Origin of the sequence: Mycobacterium gordonae (assembly GCF_002101675.1) — a bacterium.
Classification (GTDB): Bacteria; Actinomycetota; Actinomycetes; order Mycobacteriales; family Mycobacteriaceae; genus Mycobacterium; species Mycobacterium gordonae.
In genome coordinates, this window is record NZ_LQOY01000197.1 from 23,104 (window position 1) to 45,742 (window position 22,639).

The following is a 22,639-nucleotide window of genomic DNA, read 5'->3' on the forward strand; positions in this document are numbered from 1 at the left end:
CTGAAGCTTGGGGGCGGGTCAGAGGGCAGCGTCTTTTTCGGCCACCAGGTCGCGGTAGACCGGGAACAGCGGCTTGGTCAGCGGCACCAGCTTGAGGATCTTGTTGACCGGGCCTTTTGCCTTGACCTGTCCCTTGGCCAGGCCGACGCCAAGGTTGTATTCGCCGCGCCAAAACTTGTTGCCGATGTCGGCCGGCATGTACAGCTTGACGTCAGCCTCGCCGTCATCGGCGCCCTCGGCGACTTCGATGGCCGGTTCGCGCAGGTGGACGGTCATCGAGGCGTCTGGATCGGTGTAATAGATCTGTAGGTCGATGTCGGCGGCCTTGAGCTTGGAGCCGACCTCGGTGTCGTTGGCGGCCCGGAAGACGCCTCCGAGGTATTCGTAGATCTCCTCGGCATTGGTGTAGTAACCCATGATTCCTCTCCTGCGGGTGTTGGTATCAACCGGCGGGCGCCGATCAACGAGACGTAGGCGGTGTCCATTTCACGGGCAGCGCGTGCACGCCATGGATGAAGTTGTTGATCTGGAAGTCAGGTTCACCGGTCAGCGTGATATCCGGTATGCGCGTGTAGATCTCGGTGAGTACCGACCGCAGCATCTGTCGGCCGAGCGCGTTCCCGAGGCAGAAGTGCGGCCCACCGGCACCGAATCCCATGTGATCGTTCGGGGAGCGCAGGATGTTGAACTTCTCGGGTGCGTCGAACGCATCAGGATCACGGTTGGCCGAGCAGTACCACATCACTACGTGCTCGCCTTCCTTGATTTCGGTGTCACGGATCCGCACGTCCTCGGTGGCCGTGCGACGGAAGTGCATCACCGGAGTGCAGTAGCGGATGACTTCCTCGGCGGCCATGCCGACCCGGCCCTCGAGATCCTGCACGAGCAAGGCCTTCTGGTCGGGGTGCTGGGAGAAAAGGCGGACCGCGTGGGCGATGGAATGACGGGTGGTGTCGTTGGCTGCCGAACCAAGCAGGGAGAAGAACGCGGCGATCTCCCAGTCCTCGAGTTTCTGTCCCTCGAATTCCGCGTTGACGACCCAGCTCATCAGGTCGTCCTTGGGTTCTTTCTTGCGCTTCTCGGCTTGCGCCAGGGCGATCTCCTGAATGCGTTCGGCTTCCTCAGCGTGGGTGGTCAACGCGTCACGGCCGAGGGCCATGCGTGGGTCGTCCCAGGCCAGCATGCGTTCGGCGGCCTCCATCACGATGTGCTGTTCTTCGCTGTCGCGATCCAGGCCGAAGAAGTGCGCAAAGATCCGTCCCGGAACGTATTTGGCGTAATCCTCGGAGAAGTTGCCCTCGCCGCGATCGATGATCTCGTCGAGGCGGTCCTTGGCATGGCAATCGATCCATTGGGTGAGCTTGCGGACGTTGCGGGGGGTGAAGGCCTGCTCGACGATGCCCCGCAACTTGCGGTGCGCCTCGCCGTCCATCACCAGGAACGAGGCGGTGGCCGTGATCACGATTTCGGGCATGTCCTCCATGAGGACGCCCTTGCCGGAGCAGAAGAGCTTGGGATTGCGCGAGACGTAGCGGCAGTCGGCGTGCTTGGTCACCGACCAGAAGCCGGGGGTGTCGTCCTGAGGGGGCAGCAACGTGGACTCGTACGGCCGGTGATACGGGACAGGGTTTTCGTTGCGGAAACGGGCAAACGCCTTGTCGCGTGTTTCGAAATCCTGCGCCCAAAACGACCGGGCCGACAGGTCCAGGTCAGGGTCGGTAATCGTGGGATGGTCGGCAATTGCGGTCATGCCTAGAACGGTGCCATCGAGCAAACCGCTTGACGATCCGGCACTTGGGGCAACCGCATCTCTCGTTGGGGGTGCCATCGGAGAAGCGGCCGCACTCACCGGACCTGCGGTGCCTGTCCGGCGGCCACCGATTGCGCCATCGCACGGTTGACGAGGCCCGAGCCCGACAACGCCAGTCCGCCGTCGACGACGATGCGCGCTCCGGTGACGAACGACGCCAAGGGCGACGCCAATACCACGGCCATCGCGCCGACCTCCTCGGCCGTTCCGTAGCGCCCCAGAGCGATGCTGTCGGTCCAGGCCTGCCGGCCGGCTTGGGCAGCAAGTCGCTTCATGCCTTCGGTGTCCTCGATCGGCCCGGGAACAATGACGTTGCTACGGATCCCCAGCGGACCCCACTCGATCGCCAAATGTCGCATCAGGCTGTCGATTCCAGCCTTGGCGGCACCTACATGCGCCTGATAGAGGTAGGCACTGTCGGCTTGCCCCGCCGAAACGAACAACACGCTGCCGCGGGTCTGCTTGAGTTGATCGAACGCCGCCTGCGCGGCATGAAACGAGCCGACCAGGTCGATTTCGACCACCGTACGGAATCCCTTGCTGGACATCGATTCTGCGGATGACATGAAGTTGCCCGCCGCTCCGGCGACGACCGTGGACAACGGCCCAAGATCGGCCCCGGCATTCGCGACTGCCGCGGCAACCGCATCGGGATCGCGAACATCCGCCACTGCCGTGAAGACCCGCGCACCCAAACCGCGTAGTTCTTGCGCCGCGAGGTCCAACCGTTCTGGGGTACGGCCACAGATGGCGACGTTGGCACCCACTTGCGCGAAGCATCGAGCGATTCCGAGGTTGATGCCGCTACCACCGCCGGTGATGAATACCGATGCTTCTTTGAGGAGGTCCGGCGCCAATAGCCTGCTGAGGCCGCTCCCGCGGGGGCCCGTCACCGCGACGACCGAGCGCGACGCGGGTTCTCCTGGTCGAGCATCGAACCGACAATGCTTCGTGCCTTGAGCACCCCAGCGTCGGCGGCGACCTTGAACCCTTGGCCGGCCCCTGCGTCGCCGACATTGGCTTGCAAGGTTTCGATGACGTCGACGTCGACGCGCATGACGTGTTCGAAGACGTCGTGCAGGTGTTGACCCACGCTGGCGTCGTCCAATCGGTAGTCGTGGGCGAACCGCCAGAACAGATGTGTGGTCGAGGGTGTCTCGGGGGTCACGGCTTGAATGCGAATGTGGCCGAACTTGTCGCCGCGATCGCTGTAGAGATCCCAACCTTCGGCAAGTACGGCGGGGCTGATGAATGTGCCGTGGTGCCGGCGGCGGTAGTAACCCGCGGGCGGCAGGCCGGTGGCCTGCGTTTCCCACGGCGCCAAGGGGGCCAACGGAATCTCGCGGGAGAACGTCACCGCAGTCTCCGATACCTCAATCTCATCGAGCGGCGGCACGTGTCCGACGGTCGGAGGTGTTTCCTCGGGGTGTACCCAGGGGATGTGGGTGAGGTCGAGGTAGTGCTCGTGCAGCAGCATGTAGTTTGCCTCGACGTGAGCAGCCGCACCCGAGGATGCCCAGCCCGGCCCGGTCAGCCACGGTAGCGCGGGAACCGAACGCGCCTGGGAGCGCGCGGGTTCACCCAGCCAGATCCACACGAACGGACCTACTTCTCGGGTCGGGTAGTGCGCAACACAGCCCCCGTAGGGCGGTTGTGGCTGCGAGGGCACCAGGACGCACACGCCGTTGGGGTCGTATTGCATTCCGTGATAGCCGCATTGAATGTTGTTGCCGACGAGTCGCCCCCGCGAAAGGGGGTAGCCGCGATGCCCGCAGACATCAGCGAGCGCGACCACGCCGTCGGATGTAGTGCGATACAGCACGATTGGACGATCCAGGATGCGCCGCCGCAGGGGGCGATCGGTGAGCTCGTCACCGGTGGCTGCGACATACCAGCAGTCCTGTGGGTAGTTGGTCTTCATATGTCGAGCACCAATCGCTGGGTCCGCGAGCGTGAGACGCATACCATCAGACAGTCGTTCTCCGCTTTCTCATCATCGTTCAACACCGAATCGCGGTGATCGGGTGTTCCTTCGAGCACCGGCGTCTCGCACGTGCCGCAGATACCCTCCATGCACGACGCCAACATGCTGACGCCATTGGCCCGCAACGCGTCGATGATCGTGTCGCCCGCGCCGACCTCGATGGTGATGCCGGACCGCTGGCAGACCACCTCGAACTCATCGAGCGCGTCCTGCGACGACGCTTGGTCGGCAGGCTTGGCAGCGAAACGTTCGACGTGCAATGCAGCTCGTGGCCAGATTTCACAAGCCTTTTCAACGGCGTTCAGCAGCGGCTCGGGTCCGCAGCAGTACACCAGGGTGTCCTCGCGCGGGGTGGCCAACACACTTGCCAGATCGAGAATGCCGTCCTGATCTTGAGGCCAAATGGTGACCCGGTCGTCGTATTGGGACAGTTCCTTCAGGAAGGCCATCGAGGAGCGTTGGCGGCCACCGTAGAGCAGGTGCCAGTCGGCACCGTCGGCCTCGGCTACCTCAATCATCGGCATGATCGGAGTAATGCCGATACCGCCGGCGATGAACTGGTAGCGCGGGGCGCGTTGCAAGGGAAAGTGGTTACGGGGCCCCCGCACCTGAACAGAGGCACCTTCTTCGAGGACCTGATGGACATGCTTGGAACCCCCGCGGCCGTTGCGGTCAAGCAATACGCCCACCTTCCATTGTCGGAGGTCACTGGGACTCGAGCACAGTGAGTACTGACGCACCAACGTGTCGGTCAGTAACAGGTCGATGTGTGCACCCGGATTCCAATCCGGTAACTCCGCCCCGTTGGGGTCTTCAAGTACGAGGCCTACGACATCGTCGGCCAGTACTTCACGCGAAGCGACGATCAGTTCGACCGTTCGCTCCTGCATTTGCGGGACTTGGCTCACCCCAACTCCTTTACTTCTGTCGGTGCTAACCGTCTGGATCGAGCTTCGTCCGCCCGCCAGCGCCGGACCAGCCATCAGAAGATGGACCCACGTCCCTCGATCGGGGGGCGGACGCTCCGATCTCGCCGGGACCGACCGCGAGGCTGGGCGTTGACAACCTGATCGAGGTCAGGGCTGATCGAGAAAACTTTCGATCAGCGGTGCCAATTCGTCCGCGCTGGTGAGCAATCCGAGGTGACCGTCCTTGAAAAGATGCAGGTGCGCATTCGGAATCAGCGATCGCAGTAGCTTGCCATTCAACGGCGGCAGGATGGGATCGTCGTCGCCGCTCAGAACCAGCGTCGGCTGCCGGATCATTCGCGCGAAGGGGATGCTGGTCCAACCCAGTACAGCCAGTTGCTGAAAAAACAACCCACGCCTGTCATTTCGCATATGGTTGAACAGAGGCGGGGCCTGACCGGCCGTGCGGGCCTTGCCGCCGTAAATCATGGGCGCCACGTCGCGGGCATGCTCAGGATCGTCAAACCGGCGGCGCGTCAACATTTCCCGCACGACTTGTGGGCGACCAGGGATGAACGCGCCCGCCGCAGTGCTCACCAGGATCAATCGCCGGCACCGCCGGCGATGCTGAAATGCGAACTGCTGCGCCAAAGCTCCGCCCCACGAAACGCCTAACACGTCGACCACCGGAGCGTCGAGCACATCGAGCAGATGGCCGGTCAGTCGCGCGACCTGCCACATGCGGTACGGCAGTCTCGGGGTGGACGACTCACCAGTGCCCGGCACGTCGAAGCGGATGACACCGGCGTCCGGGCTCAGCGCATCGACGAAGGGTTGAAGACCCTCGATGCGCACCCCTAAACCGTTGAGCAGCAACAATGGTGGCCGGTCGGACGTCCCTTCCCGGACAGCGACGCGCAACTGATGCCCGTCGATGTCGATAACTCTCGTGTCGAGATCCGAACCAGTCTGTTCACGGGCGATTTCCATTGTTTCCTCTCTGCGCAGCTGTACCGCGTGCGGCCGCCCTGCGTTGTTTGTCAAGCGCGGACGCTACCTGCACCAGCAACCGCCAGGCAGCTCACCGAACCAGATGGCAGAGGCTGTTCCCACGAACGGGAGATCGCCGGGCAGCCTATGGGTTTCTAGCGTGGTTATTGATGCGCGCGGTCTGTTCACAGCAGCGCGTCCATCTCATGGCGGTACCGGTAGTCGGCCGCCTTCGCGTGGAAACGAGGATCCCGATGGTGCAATCGCTGGTTCAGAACGAATTCGAGCTGACGATTCAACACGTCATGCGGCGCATGCGGACGATGCACTCCGGTGTCGAGGTGGTGACGATGCTCGATGCCGAGGGATCGGTGGCTCGCACCACTTACGGCGAGGTAGTACGACGGGCCGACCGGCTAGCTAATGCTCTGCAGGCTATGGGGATTCGCCCAGGTGATCGCGTGGCTACCTTCGCGTGGAACAACCAGCAGCACCTCGAGGCGTATCTCGCAGTGCCGTGCATGGGCGCGGTCCTGCACACGCTCAACATCCGACTATCCGACGAGCAACTCGTCTACGTCATCAATCACGCCCAGGACCGCGTGATTATCGTCGACGACTCATTGCTTCCTCAGCTCGAACGCATTCTTCCTGCGATCGATGTCGTCGAACAGTTCGTCGTCATCGGCGGGTCCGTCGACGCGGTCCGGCTGCCCAGGGCGGTTGACTACGAGGAGTTGCTCGCGGGCCAGGCCGATGGTTTCGATTACCCCGCGATCGAAGGCACCGCCGCGGCAAGCTTGTGCTACACCAGCGGGACGACCGGCAATCCGAAGGGTGTGCTCTACGGGCACCGCTCAACGGTGTTGCACGCCATGGCCGAATGCCTCACCGACACCCTTGACGTGCGGTCCACCGACCGGGTGTTGCCGGTGGTCCCGATGTTCCATGCCAACGCCTGGGGTCTGCCCTATACGTGCGGCATGTTGGGCGCCGCACTGGTGATGCCCAACCGTTTCCTGCAGGCCGACCCGTTGGTCAAGCTGATCTCCGCCGAAGCGGTCACCTTCGCCGCGGCCGTCCCGACCATCTGGAGTGACGTCTTGCGCAGGACGGCACTCGAACCGCAGGCCTTGGCATCGCTTCGGCGGGTCGCCTGCGGCGGCGCCGCCGTCCCGCTGTCGCTGATGCAGCGATTCGAGGAAGCCTTCGGCGTTCCGCTGGTGCAGGGATTCGGCATGACCGAGACAAGCCCGCTGGTCGCGATCGCCGAAGCCCCGGCCGGCGCGAGCGGTGCGGAGTATTGGCGTTACCGAGCCAAGACCGGCCGCATCACACCCCTTGTTGAGGCTCGCATCGTCGATGCCGCTGGTCGTGAACTTCCCTGGGATGGCGAGCAATCCGGGGAACTCGAGCTGGCCGGGCCATGGATAGCGTCGGGTTACTACCTCGACGAGCAGGCCGGCGAAGACAAGTTTCACGACGGCTGGCTACGGACCGGCGATGTCGCGACGATCGACGCGCTTGGCTACATTCAGATCACCGATCGCACCAAGGACGTCATTAAGTCTGGCGGAGAATGGATTTCCTCCATCGAGATGGAGAATGCGCTGATGTCTCATCCTTCAGTCTTGGAAGCTGCCGTCATCGCAAAGCCGGACGAGCGCTGGACTGAGCGGCCCCTGCCATGTGTTGTCCTGAACAGCGGGGAGCTCACCACTCCCGAGGCGCTCAATGCACACCTTCAGGGCCAGTTCGCCAAGTGGCAATTGCCCGACGAATACGCCTACATCACCGAAGTACCCAAGACCAGCGTGGGCAAATTCGACAAGAAGCAACTGCGCAAGCAACTGTCCGAAGGCCGACTGGCCGGGCGGCGGGCGGTGGGGGCGCAGCCGCCGAAGGGTTGATGACCGGTGGCCCGCCGGCATGAGATGACCGGCGGGCCAGCGCCTTTTCGCGTCGCACGTTTCCGTGCACATAGGCACCAATCCGCGTCGACCTAGGCCCCGGGCGAAACCCGCAGGGACCCGACGTTGCTCGCCCGCGGATGTTCAGCTTGGCGGTTCCGAGAGCAACGCGTCGAAGATGTGGCGTTCGAGTGTCTGGGTGAGGTCGACGTGGACGTGCTTGGCCTCGGTGTACTCGTCGAGCGCGTGTTGTCCCAGTTCGCGTCCCAGTCCGCTTTGCTTGTAACCCCCGAATGGCAGGGCCGGATCGATCTGGTGCCAGTTGTTGATCCAGACCGTGCCTGCCCGAAGCTGCGCCGCGACTGCCAAGGCCCGCTCATAGTCGGTACTCCAGACCCCGGCACTCAACCCATATGGAGAGTCATTGGCCTGGCGAATCGCGTCTGCCTCGTCGGAGTATCGCAGGACGCACAGGACCGGGCCGAAAATCTCCTCCCTGGCCACGTCCATGTCGTTGTTGACCTCGGTAAGAATCGTCGGTTCGATCCAGTACCCCTTGGTGAAACGATCTCCGTATGGAACCCCGCCCCCCAGAACGACTTTGGCGCCATCGTGCTTCGCGCCGTCGACGAAGGTGAGTACCCGGTCACGCTGTCTGGCCGAAATGACCGGACCGACGTCGGTATCAAGGTCGGTGGTATCGCCGAGTTTCAGTGCCGATGCGCGGTCGACCAGCCGGTCGACTACTTGGTCGTACATGTCGTCAGGGACGAGCAACCGGGTGCCCGATTCGCAGATCTGGCCCGAGTACAACATGCAGCCAAAGAGCGCACCGTCGATAGCCACGTCGAGATCGGCGTCGTCCAACAGCACCTGCGCGCCTTTACCGCCGAGCTCGAGTGACACCTTCTTGACGGTGCCGGAGGCCAGCCGCATGATTTCGCGTCCGACCGCGGTCGATCCGGTGAATGCGACCTTGTCGACATCGGGGTGTTCGGCCAGCCGCGCACCGACCTCGGGCCCGGGCCCGGTAACGAGGTTGATCACCCCGTCGGGAACACCGCACTCTTGTGCGATCTCGCAGAGGCGTAGGAGCGTCAAAGGCGTCTTCTCGTCGGGTTTGACGACGATCGAGTTGCCGGCCGCCAGCGCGGGCCCGATCTTCCAAATGCCAAGGAGCAACGGAAAGTTCCACGGCACGATTGCGGCGCACACTCCGATGGGCTCGCGGTGCAGGACATTCGTTGACAGCGTCGGGTAGGCCGCCGTAGGTACCTGTCGCTGCCATTCGTAGGAGGCTGCAAGCTCAGCGAAATAGAGAAAATGAGGGGCGGCATAACCCACATGGAACACCGTCGCCTGCCGCACCGTAGCTCCGTTGGTGTGGATCTCGAGCTCGACCAGATCGTCGATCTCCTGCCCGATCCGGTCGGCGATATTAGTCATGATGCGCGACCGTTCGCTGGGGGCCAGCCGCGACCACGTACCCGACTCGAACGCAGCCCGCGCCGCGGCAACTGCGGCGTCGGCGTGCTCGACCGTCCCCCTGGCGATCGTCGCATACAGTTCTTCAGTTGCTGGGTCGATTATCTCGTCCATCTCGTCGGCGTCGACGTGCTTGCCGTCGATGAGCATTTGATAGTGCTTGATGTTCATTGCCACCTCAGCGTCTGGTGATTCCCGATGAATTCAGTGAACCGTCGAGCCCTGGCACGCACCATCGCTCGAACGGAGTGTTCGGATAGCTCTGTCGCAAGAAGCGGCCGGACCCCTGCCTATGCCGGCCGCACACAGCGCTCCAATAAGGAGATAAAAGCACCCCGTTCGTACAGGTGTGGCACGAGCTATTGAGGCGGTACGTTTCGCTCGGCGACGGGCCGATGCCGAGCGATCTGCGCGCAACGGCCGCGAAACTCCCCTTTCCGGGGCCTTCCCGGTCAGCGATGTCCGGCGTGTTTCGGGGAATGTATGAACACTGTGATGAATACACGGGCCGGCGATGTGGAGCGGTGCGTCGCCGAGCTTGCGGCGCGCCTCGTCGACAAGGTGCCCGATGCGGTCTCGCTGATTGAGGTGTCGGTTCGCGAAGAGATTCCCGAAATGATTCCCGAGACGCGTGACGAGTCGCAGATAGCACTCTTGGACGACGCCATTCAGGGCAATGTGGAAACCATCCTTTACGCACTGCGCCACAACATTTCGGTCCACGACGTGCGAGCGCCGACCGCGGCGATCGAGCACACTCGACGTCTTGCTCAACAAGGAGTGCCACTGACGGCACTGATCCGCGGATACCGTTTGGGGCAGCGACGACTCACTCACCTGGTCTTCGGGGAGCTGCACAGCATCGATATCGCGCCCGAATCACGAGTCAGTGTGGTGGAGGCGATCACGGAGATGCTCTTCATCTACGTCGATTGGATGTCCCAGCAGATTATCGCCATCTACGAGGAGGAGCGGGAGCGGTGGCTCGAGTCCAACAACAGTTTGCGCGCATTGCGGGTTCGAGAAGTTTTGGCCGGTGGCTCGCATGTTGATGCCGATTGGGCTACCAACGCGATTCGCTATCCACTGAATTGGCATCATGTGGGGCTGGCGTTGTGGTATCCGGTTGCCAGCCCCGAGGCGGATGACTTGAATCGCTTACTCCGTTTCGTGCGGGGGTTGGGGGCAGCTGTCAAGGCCACTGCCGCCCCGCTATTTATCGCTACCGACCGTGCCAGCGCATGGGCATGGTTGCCGTTTCAAAGCGCGCCGGCCGAGATCACCGATGCAGTGAAGCGATATGCGTTGCAACGCAGAGAATCACCGAATGTGACGATGGGTTCGCTCGCCCCTGGTGTCGACGGATTTCGTCGATCGCACGACCAGGCCGAGACTGCGCGGACCCTCGCTCTGGCTTGCGGAAAGTCAAGCGCCGTTGCGCTGGCCAGTAGCGACCCAGGATTAGCGGCCGCCGCGCTTCTCGGCGGAGATCTCGACCAAGCCCGGGAGTGGGTCACCGATGTGCTCGGCAAACTGGCCAGCCCGACGGATAACGACGCATTACTGCGCGACACACTGCGAGTGTTTCTGAACTGCGGCGCTAGTTACAAGCTTGCCGCTGAAGAGTTGGTTTTACACTTCAATACGGTCAAGTACCGGGTGGGGCGGGCGCTGACTAGGCGCGGACGTGGGATCGCAAACGATCGGCTTGACGTCGAGCTTGCGTTGCTGCTGTGTCACTGGTTCGGCAACGCCGTCCTGTTGCGGGCGAAGACCTGACTGGCAATAGTCGAGCCCAGCTCACGGCAAACGGTTGGGCCGGATCCAAATGTGTTGAGCGAGAACGCTGCTGCCACGACGCGGCTCTAATGTGCCACGACTGCGGTTGGCGGGCCGGGCCCGTCGCTGCCGCTCACCAAGCTTGGGCGTCGACGGAACTTCGCGGACTCGGATTAGCAGCGACCCCGGCGTTTGTCCCCGCAGGACAACAGTTTGGGCTCTTGGACACATCGTCTCTGTGCTGTGGTGCGGATAGCTTTGCGACGAATTGAACAAGAGCTTCTCACAGAGCACAGCTCATCTGACCACTCGACTTAGAATTGAGGCGACAAATATGTTGGCAATCATCGGCAGCTACCTCACCATCATCGGTTTCTGCCTGGCGATATTTAGCCCGGTGCTCGTCCCCGGTCTCGTGACCGCCTGGCACGATTACCGTGATTGGCGTTCAGTGAACCAAAAGCCGCAGGCGGTCGGCACCGGCATACAGCCCGCGGCGGCATAGGGTCGTCTGAAGTGTCACACGATGCGGCTGATGCGGGTGGAGTTGTCCCCGTGCCTGGCGGGTTGCCTCAAAGGCGCTGCCGTGCCTGAGCTTTGGCGGTTCAGAAGCCGGAGCTTCGGCGTCGATCAATAGGCCGGGGTTCGGCTCACTGTTCGACGGCGTCCCGGTCCACGGTGCGCTACGCACGCACAGCCGTCCGCGTCGACCGCCGGCGCGGGATGCGTTCGGTGATGCCGCTCAGCGAGTTGACCATCCTGTTGGTTGCGTCGCCAGGGCGCGCCCCATCGCCCGGTCCTTCTAGGTCAGTTCGGCAACTCGATTAGCGCCGACGAGCGCGCCGCGCAGCGGAAAGCGGTCGGTGATCGGGTCGGCCGTCTTCGGGCCTTCCTCACCTCGGACCTCCACGCGGAGAATGTATGGCTGGGTGCCCCTCTGCGTGGGCTATGGCGCAGAACCGGGTCGCGGTCAACGTCGATGATGCTCCACATCAGCCCCTCACCCGGCCGCTGGCGGGCGAACTCGGTCGTTACGGTGGTCCCATGGTAGATGCCGCCAACCAGCGGGGAGCGAAGAACTTCGTCGCGCTGGGCTTGTCGTTGCTGGCGGTCATGCTGACCGCCGGGGTGGGTGGGCTCGCCGCCAACAGCGCCCAGCAGTATGGCCGCCTGCGACAACCGTCGTGGGCGCCACCGTCGTGGCTGTTCGGGCCGGTATGGACCACCCTCTATGCGCTGATGGCGGTGGCGGCCTGGTTGGTGTGGCGCAGCGGACCCTTGAGCGCGACCCGCAGTGGGCTCGCCACGTACGCCGCGCAGTTGGCCCTCAATGCGGCCTGGACCCCGCTGTTCTTCGGACTGCGCTGGCGCGGAATCGCATTGGTCGACATCGCGATCCTCTGGGTGGTCTTGGGCGCCACTGTGGTGTTGTTCTTTCGCCGCAGCCCGGTCGCCGGATGGTTGCTGGTGCCCTACCTTCTCTGGACCACCTTCGCGCTCTGCCTGAACCTGGCGGTGTGGCAACTCAACAAGTGAGACGCCTCAGCTGGCCGCGGACTGCTGTCATTCTGCCGACGGGGTGGTGCTGAAGATCGGCCAACAGATTTCTGTGGCGGTGAACGTTGTCGGAGCTGAGGGCGTGGCACCGATGTAGTGTTCGCGGATCGGGCCCTGGTTGCTGATCAGATGCTCGTTCACATATCGTCCCAGAGCCCCGTAGCTGCGGTCGATGCCTTCGTGTCCACCGGAGTGCGTGAGCACCGCGAACTCGGCCGGAGGCAGGACCTCGGCACGTACCCCTTCCGGGGGGTGCGCGGAATGCGGCGCCGGGACGAAGAGGGTTGCCTCGCCGCGTGATTCAAGAAACAGCGCACGGTCGTAGAGGCCACCCGGCGAGACCCCCAGAGGTGCGCTATCCGCCGTCTCAACTGCGTCGCGCAAAGTCCTCAGCGACACTCCGAACCAGTTGTCAATCTCGGAAACCTCGATGGTGGCGCCGATGGACCAGACGGCGAGCGCTGGCTTGTGATGCACTTCCACGTGGGCGGGGGCGCCAACGGGAGCAAGCAACTCGCGCAGCGCTCCAACGGCGTCACGAGTTTGTTGCAGCTGCACCTCCATCTGTTCGAGATGAGTGGTGATGATCTCGGTGCGAGCCGCGGCGTCGTCAGTGCTCAGCAGCGCCTTGATGTCGGGAATAGACATGCCGAGCGATCGGAACCGGCGGATGATGTGTGCATGATCGACCTGGCTGGTGTCGTAGAAGCGGTAGCCGGTGTGAGAATCGATGTGGGCTGGTTCGAGAATGCCTATGTCGTGGTAGTGCCGGAGCGCCTTCCTGCTCAAGCTGGTCATCACGGCGAAGTCACCGATCGAGACCCGTGCGCCCATGGCATCCTCCTCTGCGTTCCGCCGCATGCGTAAGGGTGAGGCCATCCTGCAGTCTCCCCCTAGGGCAAGGTCAACATTGCGGCGTGAGTCCGAAGGTCCAGTCCCGTCAGTGGCTTCCCTGGGGAACCGGGGGCCTGGCTGTTGGGGTACGGGCACGCATTCACCGGTCCACGGTTGACCTTCCCCTTAGGGGAAGCCCCACCGTGGGGTCATGACCACAGAATGGGATGCGCTCCCGGACACCATCAAGACATTCATGACCGCACTCACCACCCCAGAGGACGGTCGAGCGGTCGACACGTTCACCGCCGATGCCATCGTGACCGACGAAGGCCGCGACTACACGGGCCGTCACGAAATCGGGGCTTGGCTGACCGCCGCGGCCGGCGAGTACACCTACACCTCCGAGTTCACCGGCGCGACCACGACCGACACGACCGTTGACGTCGGGCAGCACCTGGAAGGCAACTTCCCCGGCGGGGTCGCCGATCTGCACTACCGCTTCACGCTGGACGGCACGTCGATCAGCCGGTTGGTGATCGAACCATGAGCAAAAGATGGTTCATCACCGGGGGCACACCCGGCGGCTTCGGAGTGGCGTTCGCCGAGGCGGCGCTGGAGACCGGTGACCGCGTGACGCTCACGTCCCGGCGCCCGCACGAGTTGGCGACGTGGGCCAACCAGTACGGCGAGCGCCTTCTCGTCGTGCCACTAGAACTCACCGACGCGGCCCAGGTGCAGCGTGCGGTGCATGCCGCAGAGGAGCATTTCGGCGGCATCGACGTGCTGGTCAACAACGCCGGCCGCGGTTGGTACGGATCGATCGAGGGCATGGGCGAATCCTCGGTGCGGGCAATGTTCGAACTGAACTTCTTCGCAGTGCTGTCGGTAACACGTGCGGTGCTGCCGGGGATGCGCGCCCGCGGAAACGGGTGGATCGTCAACGTGTCCTCGGTGGCCGGGCTTGTATCAGCGCCCGGATTTGGCTACTACAGTGCGACGAAGTTCGCCATCGAAGCCATTACCGATGCCCTGCGCGACGAGGTCGCCGCACAGGGCATCTCCGTCTTGGCTGTGGAACCAGGAGCGTTCCGCACGAACGCCTACGCCGGCTTTGCGAATGAGCCTGTAGCGGAGGCGATTCCGCAATATCACGACATGCTGGAGCAGGTCCGCGCCGCCTTCGTTGAGATGGACGGCGTGCAGCCCGGCGATCCGCGCCGCGGTGCCCGTGCGGTGATCGCGGCGATGGCTCAAGATCCGCCGCCCCGCCGGCTGGTCCTGGGCAATAGCGGATACGACGCCGTGATCGACACCCTGGAACAGACCCTGGCCGACATCCGGGTCAACCAAAGCCTTTCTCGCAGCGCAGATTTCCCCACCTGATCGGCCGCCGGAGCGAGACACACACCCAACCCGGCCAGCCGATCTCACAGGACACCAGCTCACCGGCGCCGGCGCGTCGGGTGTGGCGCGCGGCCCCACCAAGTAGATCTCGATGGTCGGCATCAAGCCGGCGCGTGGTCGACTGTCGGCATGCGTTGCTGCTGTGTCACTGTTTCGGCAACGCCGTTCTATTGCGGGCGAAGACCTGACTGGCAATAGTCGAGCCCAGCTCACGGCAAACGGTTGGGCTGGGTCCAAATGTGTTGAGCGAGAACGCTGCTGCCACGACGCGGCTCGAACGTGCCACGACTGCGGTTGGCGGGCCGAGTCCGTCGCTGCCGCTCACCAAGCTTCGACGTCGACATTGGTTTCGAATTACGTTGGAGCGAAACTTTTTTGACCTTGAGGCGGCAGGGGGTTCTTCAACCGATAAGGGGCCGTCGGTTATCGGTCATCTCGGTCAGCGCGTCCTGCATCGCGGTGTGAATTCGCTTAGCGAAGAGTTCGGCATCCTCACCCGGCCGCGCCTGAGTGGCCGGAAGTACCCGCGTGCGCAGTTTGGTGGGAAGCGGCAAGTACGGGAGGAGTCCCACCCCGCCGACGCTCAGTCCCCACGGCAGTGAGAGGGAGATCGGCAGCGCCTTCATCCGGAACAGCTTGTCCAGCCGCAGGACGCGGGCAAGTCGTTCACCGTCGGCGAGCACGAGCAACGACTCGCCGGCGCCCGCGGTGACGACTGGGACGATCGGCACCTGCTGTTCGAGGGCCAGTCGCGCGAAGCCGCTGCGGCCGCCGAAGATGACCTGATTGCGGTCGGAGAAAGGCTTGAAGGCGTCGAGGTCTCCGCCGGGGAACACAACGACGTGGTGGCCTTCTTCGAATGCCTGGCGCGCACTTTCGTGACTGGCGGGCCGGGCCCCGAGTTGTTCGACCAGCGGCCCCACGCCCAGAGTCCATGCCAGTTGATGGGTGAGGAAGGTGACCGGTCGGTCCAGCGCCAGGTCCTCCAGCGCGGCACCGGTGGCCAGCACATTAAGATCGAAAATCCCGCCGAATCCGTGGTTGGCGACGAAAAGTACGGGGCCGTTGAATGTCTCGGTCTCAAAGTCGATCTGCAGTCGGTTGTAGCGTCGCACGAATTCGATTGCCCGGCGACGGAACGCCCCGAGGGCCTTGTCCAAGCCGGAGTCCCCGTCCCCGGCGCTCCGTTCGACTGCGGCGAGCAGCGCATCCGCAAGTTCCTCGACTTCGTCGCGATCTTCCTCAAGCGCCATCGGCTAGACACCTTTCGCCTCAGCAGGAACTGAAGGACAACAGTATCGTCAAGGATTCAAAGACCATTGGGCATCTCGATACTGAACAATCTTCAGTTCGGCGGGTAGATCCTCGGTGTGTCTCGTGTTGTTTCAGCCGAGGCTTGTCTCGCAGTCCAGGTGATTTCCGCACACCATGCGGTCCAGCCCGCGCTATCGAGAGTCGCGTCCCCCGACAACGTCGCGGTCGCCACGGCGAAACTCGAGTACCCCGATACTCACTCCGAGTCGAGTCCCCTGCCGAAGACTCGGTTTCGCAGCCACATCGTGTCCATCAATTCAGTGTGCGGCACCTCCTCAATGGGTGCGCTCGGCAGCGACGGGGGTTCTACCGTGGCAATAGACGCAACGGGCCCGAACTGTCCCGACAGCAGCGGGTTGTCGAGATTCAGGGAAGATCGACAAGTCGGGCCACTATGACAAAGGATCGATTACTTCCATACCCCGTCAATCTTTGTTGCAGAAACCCCGGTCGGCTTCGGTGAGTTACCGGTCAAGTGGCGAGAGGGTCTCCACTTTTCATGGCGAATCCGAGAACCGTACGGTGCCCGCTTCGCCTGCCTAGGTCTCTTGCGAACGGCGTCGCTTGGTTGGCGGCCTGGGAATCCTGCGAGGTCTAGCGTTGGCGGAATGGGTTTGTTCAGTCATGAGGAGTTCCGGGACCCGGCCGACGGCGTTGGTGGCGGCGCCGGTGGTGGGGTTGTTGAGCGAGCTCGGCGGGCCGAGGTGGACGAGTACGGGGTGGATGAACCTGTGGTGGTGGGTCCGGGGTCGCCGCCTGAGGATGGTTCGTGCGGTCAGTTCGCTGTGCAGTTTCACGTGTCTACGTCAATGCTCGTCGGGCTGAAACGTATCGCCGATATGCGTGGGGTGAGCGTGCCGGAGGTATGCCGGCAGGTGATCGGTGTGTTTGTCGCCCAGCAGGAGGGTGAGCTGGGGGCATTGCTTGCTGCCGAGGCCGAGGCGGCTCAGTACCGGCCGAGTTTGGGTCAGGCGTAGTCGCGCCCGCCGCGGGGGCGCCGCCTGGACCTGCTCATTGCTCCGATGAGGTCCGGCTATCTCCGATAGTGAGGTGAGCTCGTCGTAGTGGCGCCTCTCTGTGTCAAGGGGCCCGTTTCGGTGTCGTTGTAAGGTAGTTGCTGGTGGGTCCGGAAAGTGACTTGTCCGAAGTGCCGGTGTGCGGGGTTTCAGCTGGCCACGCAGGATTTGAGTGTCGTCCCCGAGTGTCCTTCCGGGCCTGCCGCCATGGAGGCTGCGTCGCGGCACCCACGGGGTCGCCGGGTCAATGTCACGATCCGCGACGGGAATCTGCGGCGGTTCGACCCACGTGTGCGGTCGAAAGAGCAGCCACGCGCGATCTGCCTGAATGTCGAAGTCGAGACCCACTTCCTCCGCGAACCGGCGCCGCTTGCCGTCTTTGAGGCCACATTGGGCGGGCGAGTCCCCGTAGAGTGCCTCCCCGTACGCAGTCCGCAATTGCTTGCGCACGGTCGCGAAGTTGGCTGGGCTCGCCCTGGCGCGGGGCCTGCACGATCAGTCGCGCAGATCCGCTCTTGCTGGTCTGCATACGGACGGGCAACGTCTCACTGAGCATCTTCGCGATCGCTTGCACCAGCACGCGGTGGTGATGTGGCGGCGCGTCGACCGCAAGGGGATTGATCCCTGCGGTGCCCACCTCCCCGGGCGGAGCGAGCCCGCGCTGCACCCCGGCAAATGCAAGGTCCGACCGCGCGTCATCAGCGTCGCCCAGAGTGAGCACCTCCCCCGGTCCGCAGACCACCACGGGCCATTTCGGTCGCGGTCGCAGTGCCGCTCTCGCGTCCGAGCGGCGCCAGCCAGCAGGAATTGCGACGCGAGCCACCTCGATGCGGGCTGCCGCGATGGGTAAGGCGTTGAACCGCAGTACCGGCCACCGTCTAGACGGTTTCGGCAGAGCTGACGCGACGACCCGACCCCGTGGGCGTAATTCATCCAGGTAGCGACGCATCTGCGGCTCTACCACCGCGTGCCGAGCGATCGCGCCCATCGTCTCGTCGAAACTGTGCGCAACCACTAGGTGCGCTGCCACACCCTTCGACGCCAACTCCAGCAGCAAGTCCCGCACTGAGTTTGGTACCGCATCGGGGCTACGCACCATCCACCAGAAGCCTTGAGGCCACGCATCCGGGACGGACGCAGACGTGCGGAACATCTTCATTACCGACGCATCTCGGCCGCTGTAACCACACACCACAATCCCGAAGGTGCGGCTCGCATCGATTACAAAGCTCCGCAAGTCCCTATCCTGCTCACGAAGTTCCGGCTCGGTGTTCATCAACCGACGCTCCCGGAAGTCCCCGTGCAGCTTGACCGCCAATGGCCACCGCTGCGACTGGAAAGCCACCCGAGCACGCGCCGACGACTCCAAACCCGCGACGTTCAATTCGTCCCTGTCAACACGCTCTCCTGTAACTGTGCCCCGACGCAACGCATCAGTGAAGCCCTGCTCGATCAGCGGGTCAAAATTCGTGGTGATGACCAAATTGCAGTAGCCCGCGACCAACAAGCCACCCAGGACTCGATGCCCGAAACCCGGATGCGCTCCACCGAACAAGTCCTCCAAGTACCGTTTGCGCGCCGCCTCATCCGGCATGACCAATTCAAAGGCCGCGGAGTAGTCGCCGTCACTGCCCAACGTGGGCATGCCGTTGCGCCCGTCGAAATAATGGTGCACCCTCCGCAACACCGTCGGATCCGACTCGTCGAAGCCCTGCCGAACAAGTTGGTGCTCAATGGCGTAACGCTCACACAACAGCCGATCCCGCACCGCCGTAGCCGTCGGCACACCCGCCGAAGCTGAAATACCGGCACCGAAAAACCACCCGAACGATGCTTTCTGAGCCGCCCAAATCGCAACAAAATCGCTCAGTTGATGCACACCCACACCAGCGCGCACCAACTCATCTAAGACTGCAGGCGGCGCACTCTCGGCAACAGCCACGTCATGCGAATCGATCTCCGGCCCTCCAGGCCTAACCGAACAAGACCCTTCCCGCTTTCATGTCGCAAGCGACAATTTGGCGGCAATTCAATTGGGAAAGTGACACGGGATCCGGGAACCTACAAGCTGCTCTCTTGTACTCACCTCGCCATATTGGCGAACCGCGACAAGTGCAACTGATGCGCAACGGTCACGGTCCTGGTCGGACCGTTACGGTGTTTGGCGAGAATGAAATCCGCTTCTCCGCCACGTGGGTCATCGCGTTCGAATGCGTCCGGGCGGTTCAGCAGGATTACCATGTCGGCATCCTGTTCTAGTGATCCCGATTCGCGAAGGTCCGACAGCATCGGCTTCTTGTCCGTGCGCTGTTCGGGACCACGGTTCAGCTGGCTGATCGCCACCACCGGAACCTCAAGTTCCTTGGCCAAAAGCTTGAGATGCCTTGAAAACTCGGACACTTCGATCTGTCTTGACTCGACCTTCTTACCCGATGTCATCAGCTGGAGGTAGTCGACGACGACGAGTTTCAGGTTGGCCTTTTGTCGCAGACGGCGCGCTTTGGCGCGGATCTCCATCATAGTGAGATTCGGCGAGTCGTCGATATACAGTGGCGCTTCACTTATTTCGCTCATCCGCCGTGCTAGCCGGGTCCAGTCGTCATCGTTCATCCGACCCGAACGCATATCGGCCAGTTTGATTTTCGCCTCCGCAGACAGCAGGCGCATCACAATCTCGGACTTGCTCATTTCCAGAGAGAAAATGACGCTGGCCATGCGGTGCTTGATCGAGCACGAGCGCATGAAATCCAACCCCAGGGTCGACTTCCCCACCCCCGGCCGCGCCGCCACGATAATCATCTGCCCGGGATGCAACCCGTTGGTCACCTCGTCGAGTTCGGTGAACCCGGTCGGCACACCGCGCGACATGCCACCGTTGGAGGCGATGGCGTCGATCTCGTCCATCGTCGGCTGCAGCAGGTCTTCGAGCGGCACAAAGTCTTCGGAGGTGCGCCGCTCGGCGACCTCGTAGATCTCGGCCTGAGCCCGGTCGACGATCTCGGCGACATCGGCACCGTCAGCACCCGCATAGCCGTACTGCACCACCCGCGTGCCCGCCTCGACCAGGCGGCGCAGCAGCGCCTTCTCGGCCACGATGCCCGCGTAGTAGCCCGCGTTGGCGGCCGTAGGGACGGTCGAGATCAGCGTATGAAGGTAGGGCGCCCCGCCGATGCGACGCAGCAATCCACGACGGTCCAGCTCCGCGGCCACGGTCACCGCGTCCGCCGGCTCACCGCGGCCGTACAGGTCCAGAATCGCGTCGTAGACGTTCTGATGGGCAGGGCGATAGAAGTCGCTGGGCCGCAGCCGTTCCAGCACGTCGGCGATGGCGTCCTTGCTCAGCAGCATCCCGCCCAGCACCGACTGTTCCGCGGCGAGATCCTGAGGAGGCTGGCGACCGTAGTCCTCACTGGGTGGCGGGGTATCCATCCCAGGGTGGGGCATGTCATCGACGACCGCCACAGACCACCTCCCTTCGACTCGCCCACCGAACATACATTCGACTACCGACATTCCGAGAGTAAGTCATGGCACCGACCCCCACCCCCTAGCTTCGCGCCGGATGAAACGTAAACGTTGCTGGACAGGACTCCAACAAGGCCTGTTCATGAAGCTGTGGATCGAGTGTGCATATCGTTGAACGCCTGTGTTGAACGGGGTGTGGAGAACCTGTGGATCAAAGCGGAGTTTTTGTCTATCAGTGCTGCTAACCGCCATACAACGCCGCCGAATTTATGTGGACAAGAATCTCTACGGCGTGTCGGCGCAGGTTATCGCGCCGGGCGTGTTGGTTTTCCGCCAGATTTTGGCGGAGTTAATGCGGGGTTACGCCCACCCCCGGGTTAGCGCTTCGGAACAGTTCGCCAGAATGCCGCTCCGCGAAGCCGGTTCAAGGCAGCACAAAACCCGGTGCGGCCGCAAGGGCCACACCGGGCAGGCGAAGCGAGTTAGCTCTGGGCGACGACTTCGAGCGCGACCTCGACGTCGATCTCGGGGTGCAGGTGCACCACCACCGGGTGCGTACCAACGGCCTTGATGTGGGCCTTGGGCAGCCGGACGATCCGCTTGTCGAGGTTCGGGCCGCCGGCCTTCTTGATGGCGGCCACCACGTCACCGGCCGTGACCGAGCCGAACAGCTTGCCGCTGTCGGACGCCGTCTTCACCGGCAACGAGACCGATCCGAGCGCCTGGATGGCGGTCTTGATCTCGTTTGCGTGTTCGCGGTCACGGACCGTTTTGGTTTCGCGGGCGCGGCGGATGTCGTCGGCCTGCCGCTGCGCACCGCGCGAGGCGACAATCGCCAGACCACGGGGCAGCAGGAAGTTACGGCCGTACCCGTCCTTGACTTCGACCGTGTCGCCGACGGAACCGAGGTGGTCGACGTCAGCCGTGAGAATCAGCTTCATCGTTTACGTACTTTCGTTGGGCCGCGCGGTGATCAGCGCGTCGAGGAGGTGAAGGGCAGCAGCGCGACCTCGCGGGCGTTCTTCACCGCGACGGCGATGTCCCGCTGGTGCTGCACGCAGTTGCCGGTGACCCGGCGGGCCCGGATCTTGCCGCGCTCGCTGATGTAGGTCCGCAGCAAATTGGTGTCTTTGTAGTCGATGTTCTGGCCCTTTTTGGCGCAGAAGACGCATTTGCGCGCCTTGATCGGCTTCTCCGGAGCCGGGCGCCGCTTGGTGGACTTGGCCATGGTGTCAATCTTTCCGTTCTTGTGCTGTGGAAGTTAGGGAGTCAGAAGGGCGGTTCGTCGTCGCCGCCGCCGAACGAACCCGAAGCGGGGGCACTGCCCCACGGGTCCTCGCCGGATCCGCCGGACTGCGCCGGCGCCGCCTGCCGTGATCCGCCGCCGCCGCCGCTGAAGCCGCCGCCGCCGCTGCGGCTGGCCTTGTTGACCTTGGCGGTCGCATACCGAAGCGAGGGCCCGATCTCGTCGACCTCAACCTCGACCACGGTGCGCTTCTCGCCCTCACGGGTTTCGAAGGAACGCTGCTTGAGCCGCCCGGTAACGATCACCCGCGCGCCCCGGGTCAGGCTTTCGGCCACGTTCTCGGCCGCCTCACGCCAGATGTTGCAGCGCAGGAACAGCGCCTCGCCGTCCTTCCACTCCCCACTCTGACGGTCGTAGATCCGCGGGGTGGATGCCACCGTGAAGTTCGCTACGGCCGCACCCGAGGGCGTGAACCGCAGTTCGGGGTCAGCGGTGAGGTTTCCCACGACAGTGATAGTCGTGTCACCAGCCATAATTGCCTCCTGGGTCCGCCTGATGGGTGGGTGTACGAGCCTTGGATCAGCCTAGGCGCCTGCTCCGACAGAGGCGGTCAGTGCTTGTCGGTGCGCATCACCTTGGTGCGCAACACCGACTCGTTCAGGCTCAGCTGGCGGTCGAGCTCGGAGACCGTCGCGGGGGCGGCCTTCAGGTCGATGACAACGTAGATGCCTTCGGCGTGCTTGGCGATCTCGTACGCCAGCCGTCGCCGGCCCCAGATGTCGACCTTTTCGACCGATCCACCGTCTTTGCGGACAACGTTCAGGAACGTCTCCAGCGACGGGGCTACGGTGCGTTCGTCGAGCGTGGGGTCAAGGATGACCATGATTTCGTATGGACGCATAGGGACCTCATCACCTCCTCTGGTCTGGGCGGC

22 protein-coding genes are annotated in these 22,639 nt (G+C 63.3%); 7 read left to right on the forward strand and 15 right to left on the reverse strand.

Going from position 1 to position 22,639, the window contains the following annotated elements; genetic code table 11:
• Positions 1 to 18: 18 nt before the first annotated feature.
• The 6 genes from AWC08_RS24550 to phaZ form a co-directional block, all read right to left on the reverse strand.
• Positions 19 to 417: an SCP2 sterol-binding domain-containing protein gene (locus tag AWC08_RS24550; RefSeq protein ID WP_065137581.1), complete on the reverse strand. Its 399-nt coding sequence runs from the start codon at positions 415 to 417 to the stop codon at positions 19 to 21.
• Positions 418 to 460: 43 nt separating this feature from the next.
• Positions 461 to 1,750, reverse strand: a complete 1,290-nt coding sequence (locus AWC08_RS24555) for a cytochrome P450 (RefSeq protein WP_065137580.1) — start codon at positions 1,748 to 1,750, stop codon at positions 461 to 463.
• 95 nt (positions 1,751 to 1,845) lie between these two features.
• The gene (locus AWC08_RS24560; RefSeq protein ID WP_082986820.1) at positions 1,846 to 2,703 is read right to left on the reverse strand and encodes an SDR family oxidoreductase; all 858 of its coding nucleotides are present in this window, start codon (positions 2,701 to 2,703) and stop codon (positions 1,846 to 1,848) included.
• Positions 2,700 to 3,731, reverse strand: coding sequence for an aromatic ring-hydroxylating oxygenase subunit alpha (locus AWC08_RS24565; RefSeq protein ID WP_065137578.1), 1,032 nt, complete (start codon positions 3,729 to 3,731; stop codon positions 2,700 to 2,702). Before AWC08_RS24565 ends, AWC08_RS24560 begins: the two co-directional genes overlap by 4 nt.
• Positions 3,728 to 4,777, reverse strand: coding sequence for a PDR/VanB family oxidoreductase (locus AWC08_RS24570; protein ID WP_082986818.1), 1,050 nt, complete (start codon positions 4,775 to 4,777; stop codon positions 3,728 to 3,730). The genes AWC08_RS24565 and AWC08_RS24570 overlap by 4 nt, the downstream gene beginning before the upstream one ends.
• Positions 4,778 to 4,870: 93 nt before the next feature.
• Complete coding sequence (gene phaZ / locus AWC08_RS24575; protein WP_065137576.1) at positions 4,871 to 5,692, reverse strand: poly(3-hydroxyalkanoate) depolymerase; 822 nt, start codon at positions 5,690 to 5,692, stop codon at positions 4,871 to 4,873.
• A 254-nt stretch (positions 5,693 to 5,946) separates the two neighbouring features.
• On the opposite strand from phaZ, the gene AWC08_RS24580 reads away from it, so the two are divergent.
• The gene (locus tag AWC08_RS24580) at positions 5,947 to 7,602 is read left to right on the forward strand and encodes a long-chain fatty acid--CoA ligase (RefSeq protein ID WP_065137602.1); all 1,656 of its coding nucleotides are present in this window, start codon (positions 5,947 to 5,949) and stop codon (positions 7,600 to 7,602) included.
• 144 nt (positions 7,603 to 7,746) lie between these two features.
• Here AWC08_RS24580 and AWC08_RS24585 read toward each other — a convergent pair whose 3' ends face one another.
• The gene (locus tag AWC08_RS24585) at positions 7,747 to 9,258 is read right to left on the reverse strand and encodes an aldehyde dehydrogenase family protein (protein ID WP_065137575.1); all 1,512 of its coding nucleotides are present in this window, start codon (positions 9,256 to 9,258) and stop codon (positions 7,747 to 7,749) included.
• A gap of 312 nt (positions 9,259 to 9,570) precedes the next feature.
• On the opposite strand from AWC08_RS24585, the gene AWC08_RS24590 reads away from it, so the two are divergent.
• From AWC08_RS24590 to AWC08_RS24595, 3 genes are all read left to right on the forward strand, one after another.
• Positions 9,571 to 10,866 (forward strand): PucR family transcriptional regulator, encoded by a 1,296-nt coding sequence (locus AWC08_RS24590; RefSeq protein ID WP_082986817.1) that lies wholly within the window; start codon positions 9,571 to 9,573, stop codon positions 10,864 to 10,866.
• Positions 10,867 to 11,200: 334 nt separating this feature from the next.
• Entirely contained in the window at positions 11,201 to 11,371 is a 171-nt protein-coding gene (locus tag AWC08_RS36780; RefSeq protein WP_156781530.1) for a hypothetical protein, read from the forward strand.
• A gap of 539 nt (positions 11,372 to 11,910) precedes the next feature.
• On the forward strand, positions 11,911 to 12,402 hold the full coding sequence (locus tag AWC08_RS24595) for a TspO/MBR family protein (protein ID WP_065137600.1): 492 nt from the start codon (positions 11,911 to 11,913) through the stop codon (positions 12,400 to 12,402).
• Positions 12,403 to 12,429: 27 nt separating this feature from the next.
• Here the strand turns inward: AWC08_RS24595 and AWC08_RS24600 are convergent, their stop codons facing one another.
• Positions 12,430 to 13,257, reverse strand: a complete 828-nt coding sequence (locus tag AWC08_RS24600) for a MerR family transcriptional regulator (RefSeq protein WP_065137599.1) — start codon at positions 13,255 to 13,257, stop codon at positions 12,430 to 12,432.
• A 211-nt stretch (positions 13,258 to 13,468) separates the two neighbouring features.
• On the opposite strand from AWC08_RS24600, the gene AWC08_RS24605 reads away from it, so the two are divergent.
• A complete protein-coding gene (locus tag AWC08_RS24605) occupies positions 13,469 to 13,807 on the forward strand; it encodes a hypothetical protein (RefSeq protein ID WP_065137574.1) in 339 nt (112 codons plus the stop codon).
• Positions 13,804 to 14,643 (forward strand): SDR family NAD(P)-dependent oxidoreductase, encoded by an 840-nt coding sequence (locus tag AWC08_RS24610; RefSeq protein WP_065137573.1) that lies wholly within the window; start codon positions 13,804 to 13,806, stop codon positions 14,641 to 14,643. Before AWC08_RS24605 ends, AWC08_RS24610 begins: the two co-directional genes overlap by 4 nt.
• A 422-nt stretch (positions 14,644 to 15,065) precedes the next feature.
• Here the strand turns inward: AWC08_RS24610 and AWC08_RS24615 are convergent, their stop codons facing one another.
• Positions 15,066 to 15,917 (reverse strand): lysophospholipid acyltransferase family protein, encoded by an 852-nt coding sequence (locus tag AWC08_RS24615; protein WP_082986816.1) that lies wholly within the window; start codon positions 15,915 to 15,917, stop codon positions 15,066 to 15,068.
• A 669-nt stretch (positions 15,918 to 16,586) separates the two neighbouring features.
• On the opposite strand from AWC08_RS24615, the gene AWC08_RS24620 reads away from it, so the two are divergent.
• Positions 16,587 to 16,955, forward strand: a complete 369-nt coding sequence (locus AWC08_RS24620; protein ID WP_065137572.1) for a hypothetical protein — start codon at positions 16,587 to 16,589, stop codon at positions 16,953 to 16,955.
• Between the two features lie 289 nt (positions 16,956 to 17,244).
• On the opposite strand, the gene AWC08_RS24625 is transcribed toward AWC08_RS24620, so the two are convergent.
• The 6 genes from AWC08_RS24625 to rpsF all read right to left on the reverse strand — a co-directional run bounded on the left by AWC08_RS24625 (position 17,245) and on the right by rpsF (position 22,606).
• Positions 17,245 to 18,936: an SIR2 family protein gene (locus AWC08_RS24625; protein WP_142283789.1), complete on the reverse strand. Its 1,692-nt coding sequence runs from the start codon at positions 18,934 to 18,936 to the stop codon at positions 17,245 to 17,247.
• A gap of 140 nt (positions 18,937 to 19,076) precedes the next feature.
• On the reverse strand, positions 19,077 to 20,456 hold the full coding sequence (gene dnaB / locus AWC08_RS24630; RefSeq protein WP_065136878.1) for a replicative DNA helicase: 1,380 nt from the start codon (positions 20,454 to 20,456) through the stop codon (positions 19,077 to 19,079).
• Positions 20,457 to 20,941: 485 nt separating this feature from the next.
• Positions 20,942 to 21,400 carry a 50S ribosomal protein L9 gene (gene rplI / locus AWC08_RS24635; protein ID WP_065136879.1) on the reverse strand — a complete coding sequence of 153 codons (459 nt, stop codon included), beginning with the start codon at positions 21,398 to 21,400 and terminating at the stop codon, positions 20,942 to 20,944.
• A 32-nt stretch (positions 21,401 to 21,432) separates the two neighbouring features.
• On the reverse strand, positions 21,433 to 21,687 hold the full coding sequence (rpsR, locus tag AWC08_RS24640; RefSeq protein WP_065046023.1) for a 30S ribosomal protein S18: 255 nt from the start codon (positions 21,685 to 21,687) through the stop codon (positions 21,433 to 21,435).
• Positions 21,688 to 21,728: 41 nt separating this feature from the next.
• Positions 21,729 to 22,238, reverse strand: a complete 510-nt coding sequence (locus AWC08_RS24645) for a single-stranded DNA-binding protein (RefSeq protein WP_065136881.1) — start codon at positions 22,236 to 22,238, stop codon at positions 21,729 to 21,731.
• Positions 22,239 to 22,315: 77 nt separating this feature from the next.
• A complete protein-coding gene (rpsF, locus tag AWC08_RS24650) occupies positions 22,316 to 22,606 on the reverse strand; it encodes a 30S ribosomal protein S6 (protein WP_055578152.1) in 291 nt (96 codons plus the stop codon).
• Positions 22,607 to 22,639: the final 33 nt, after the last annotated feature.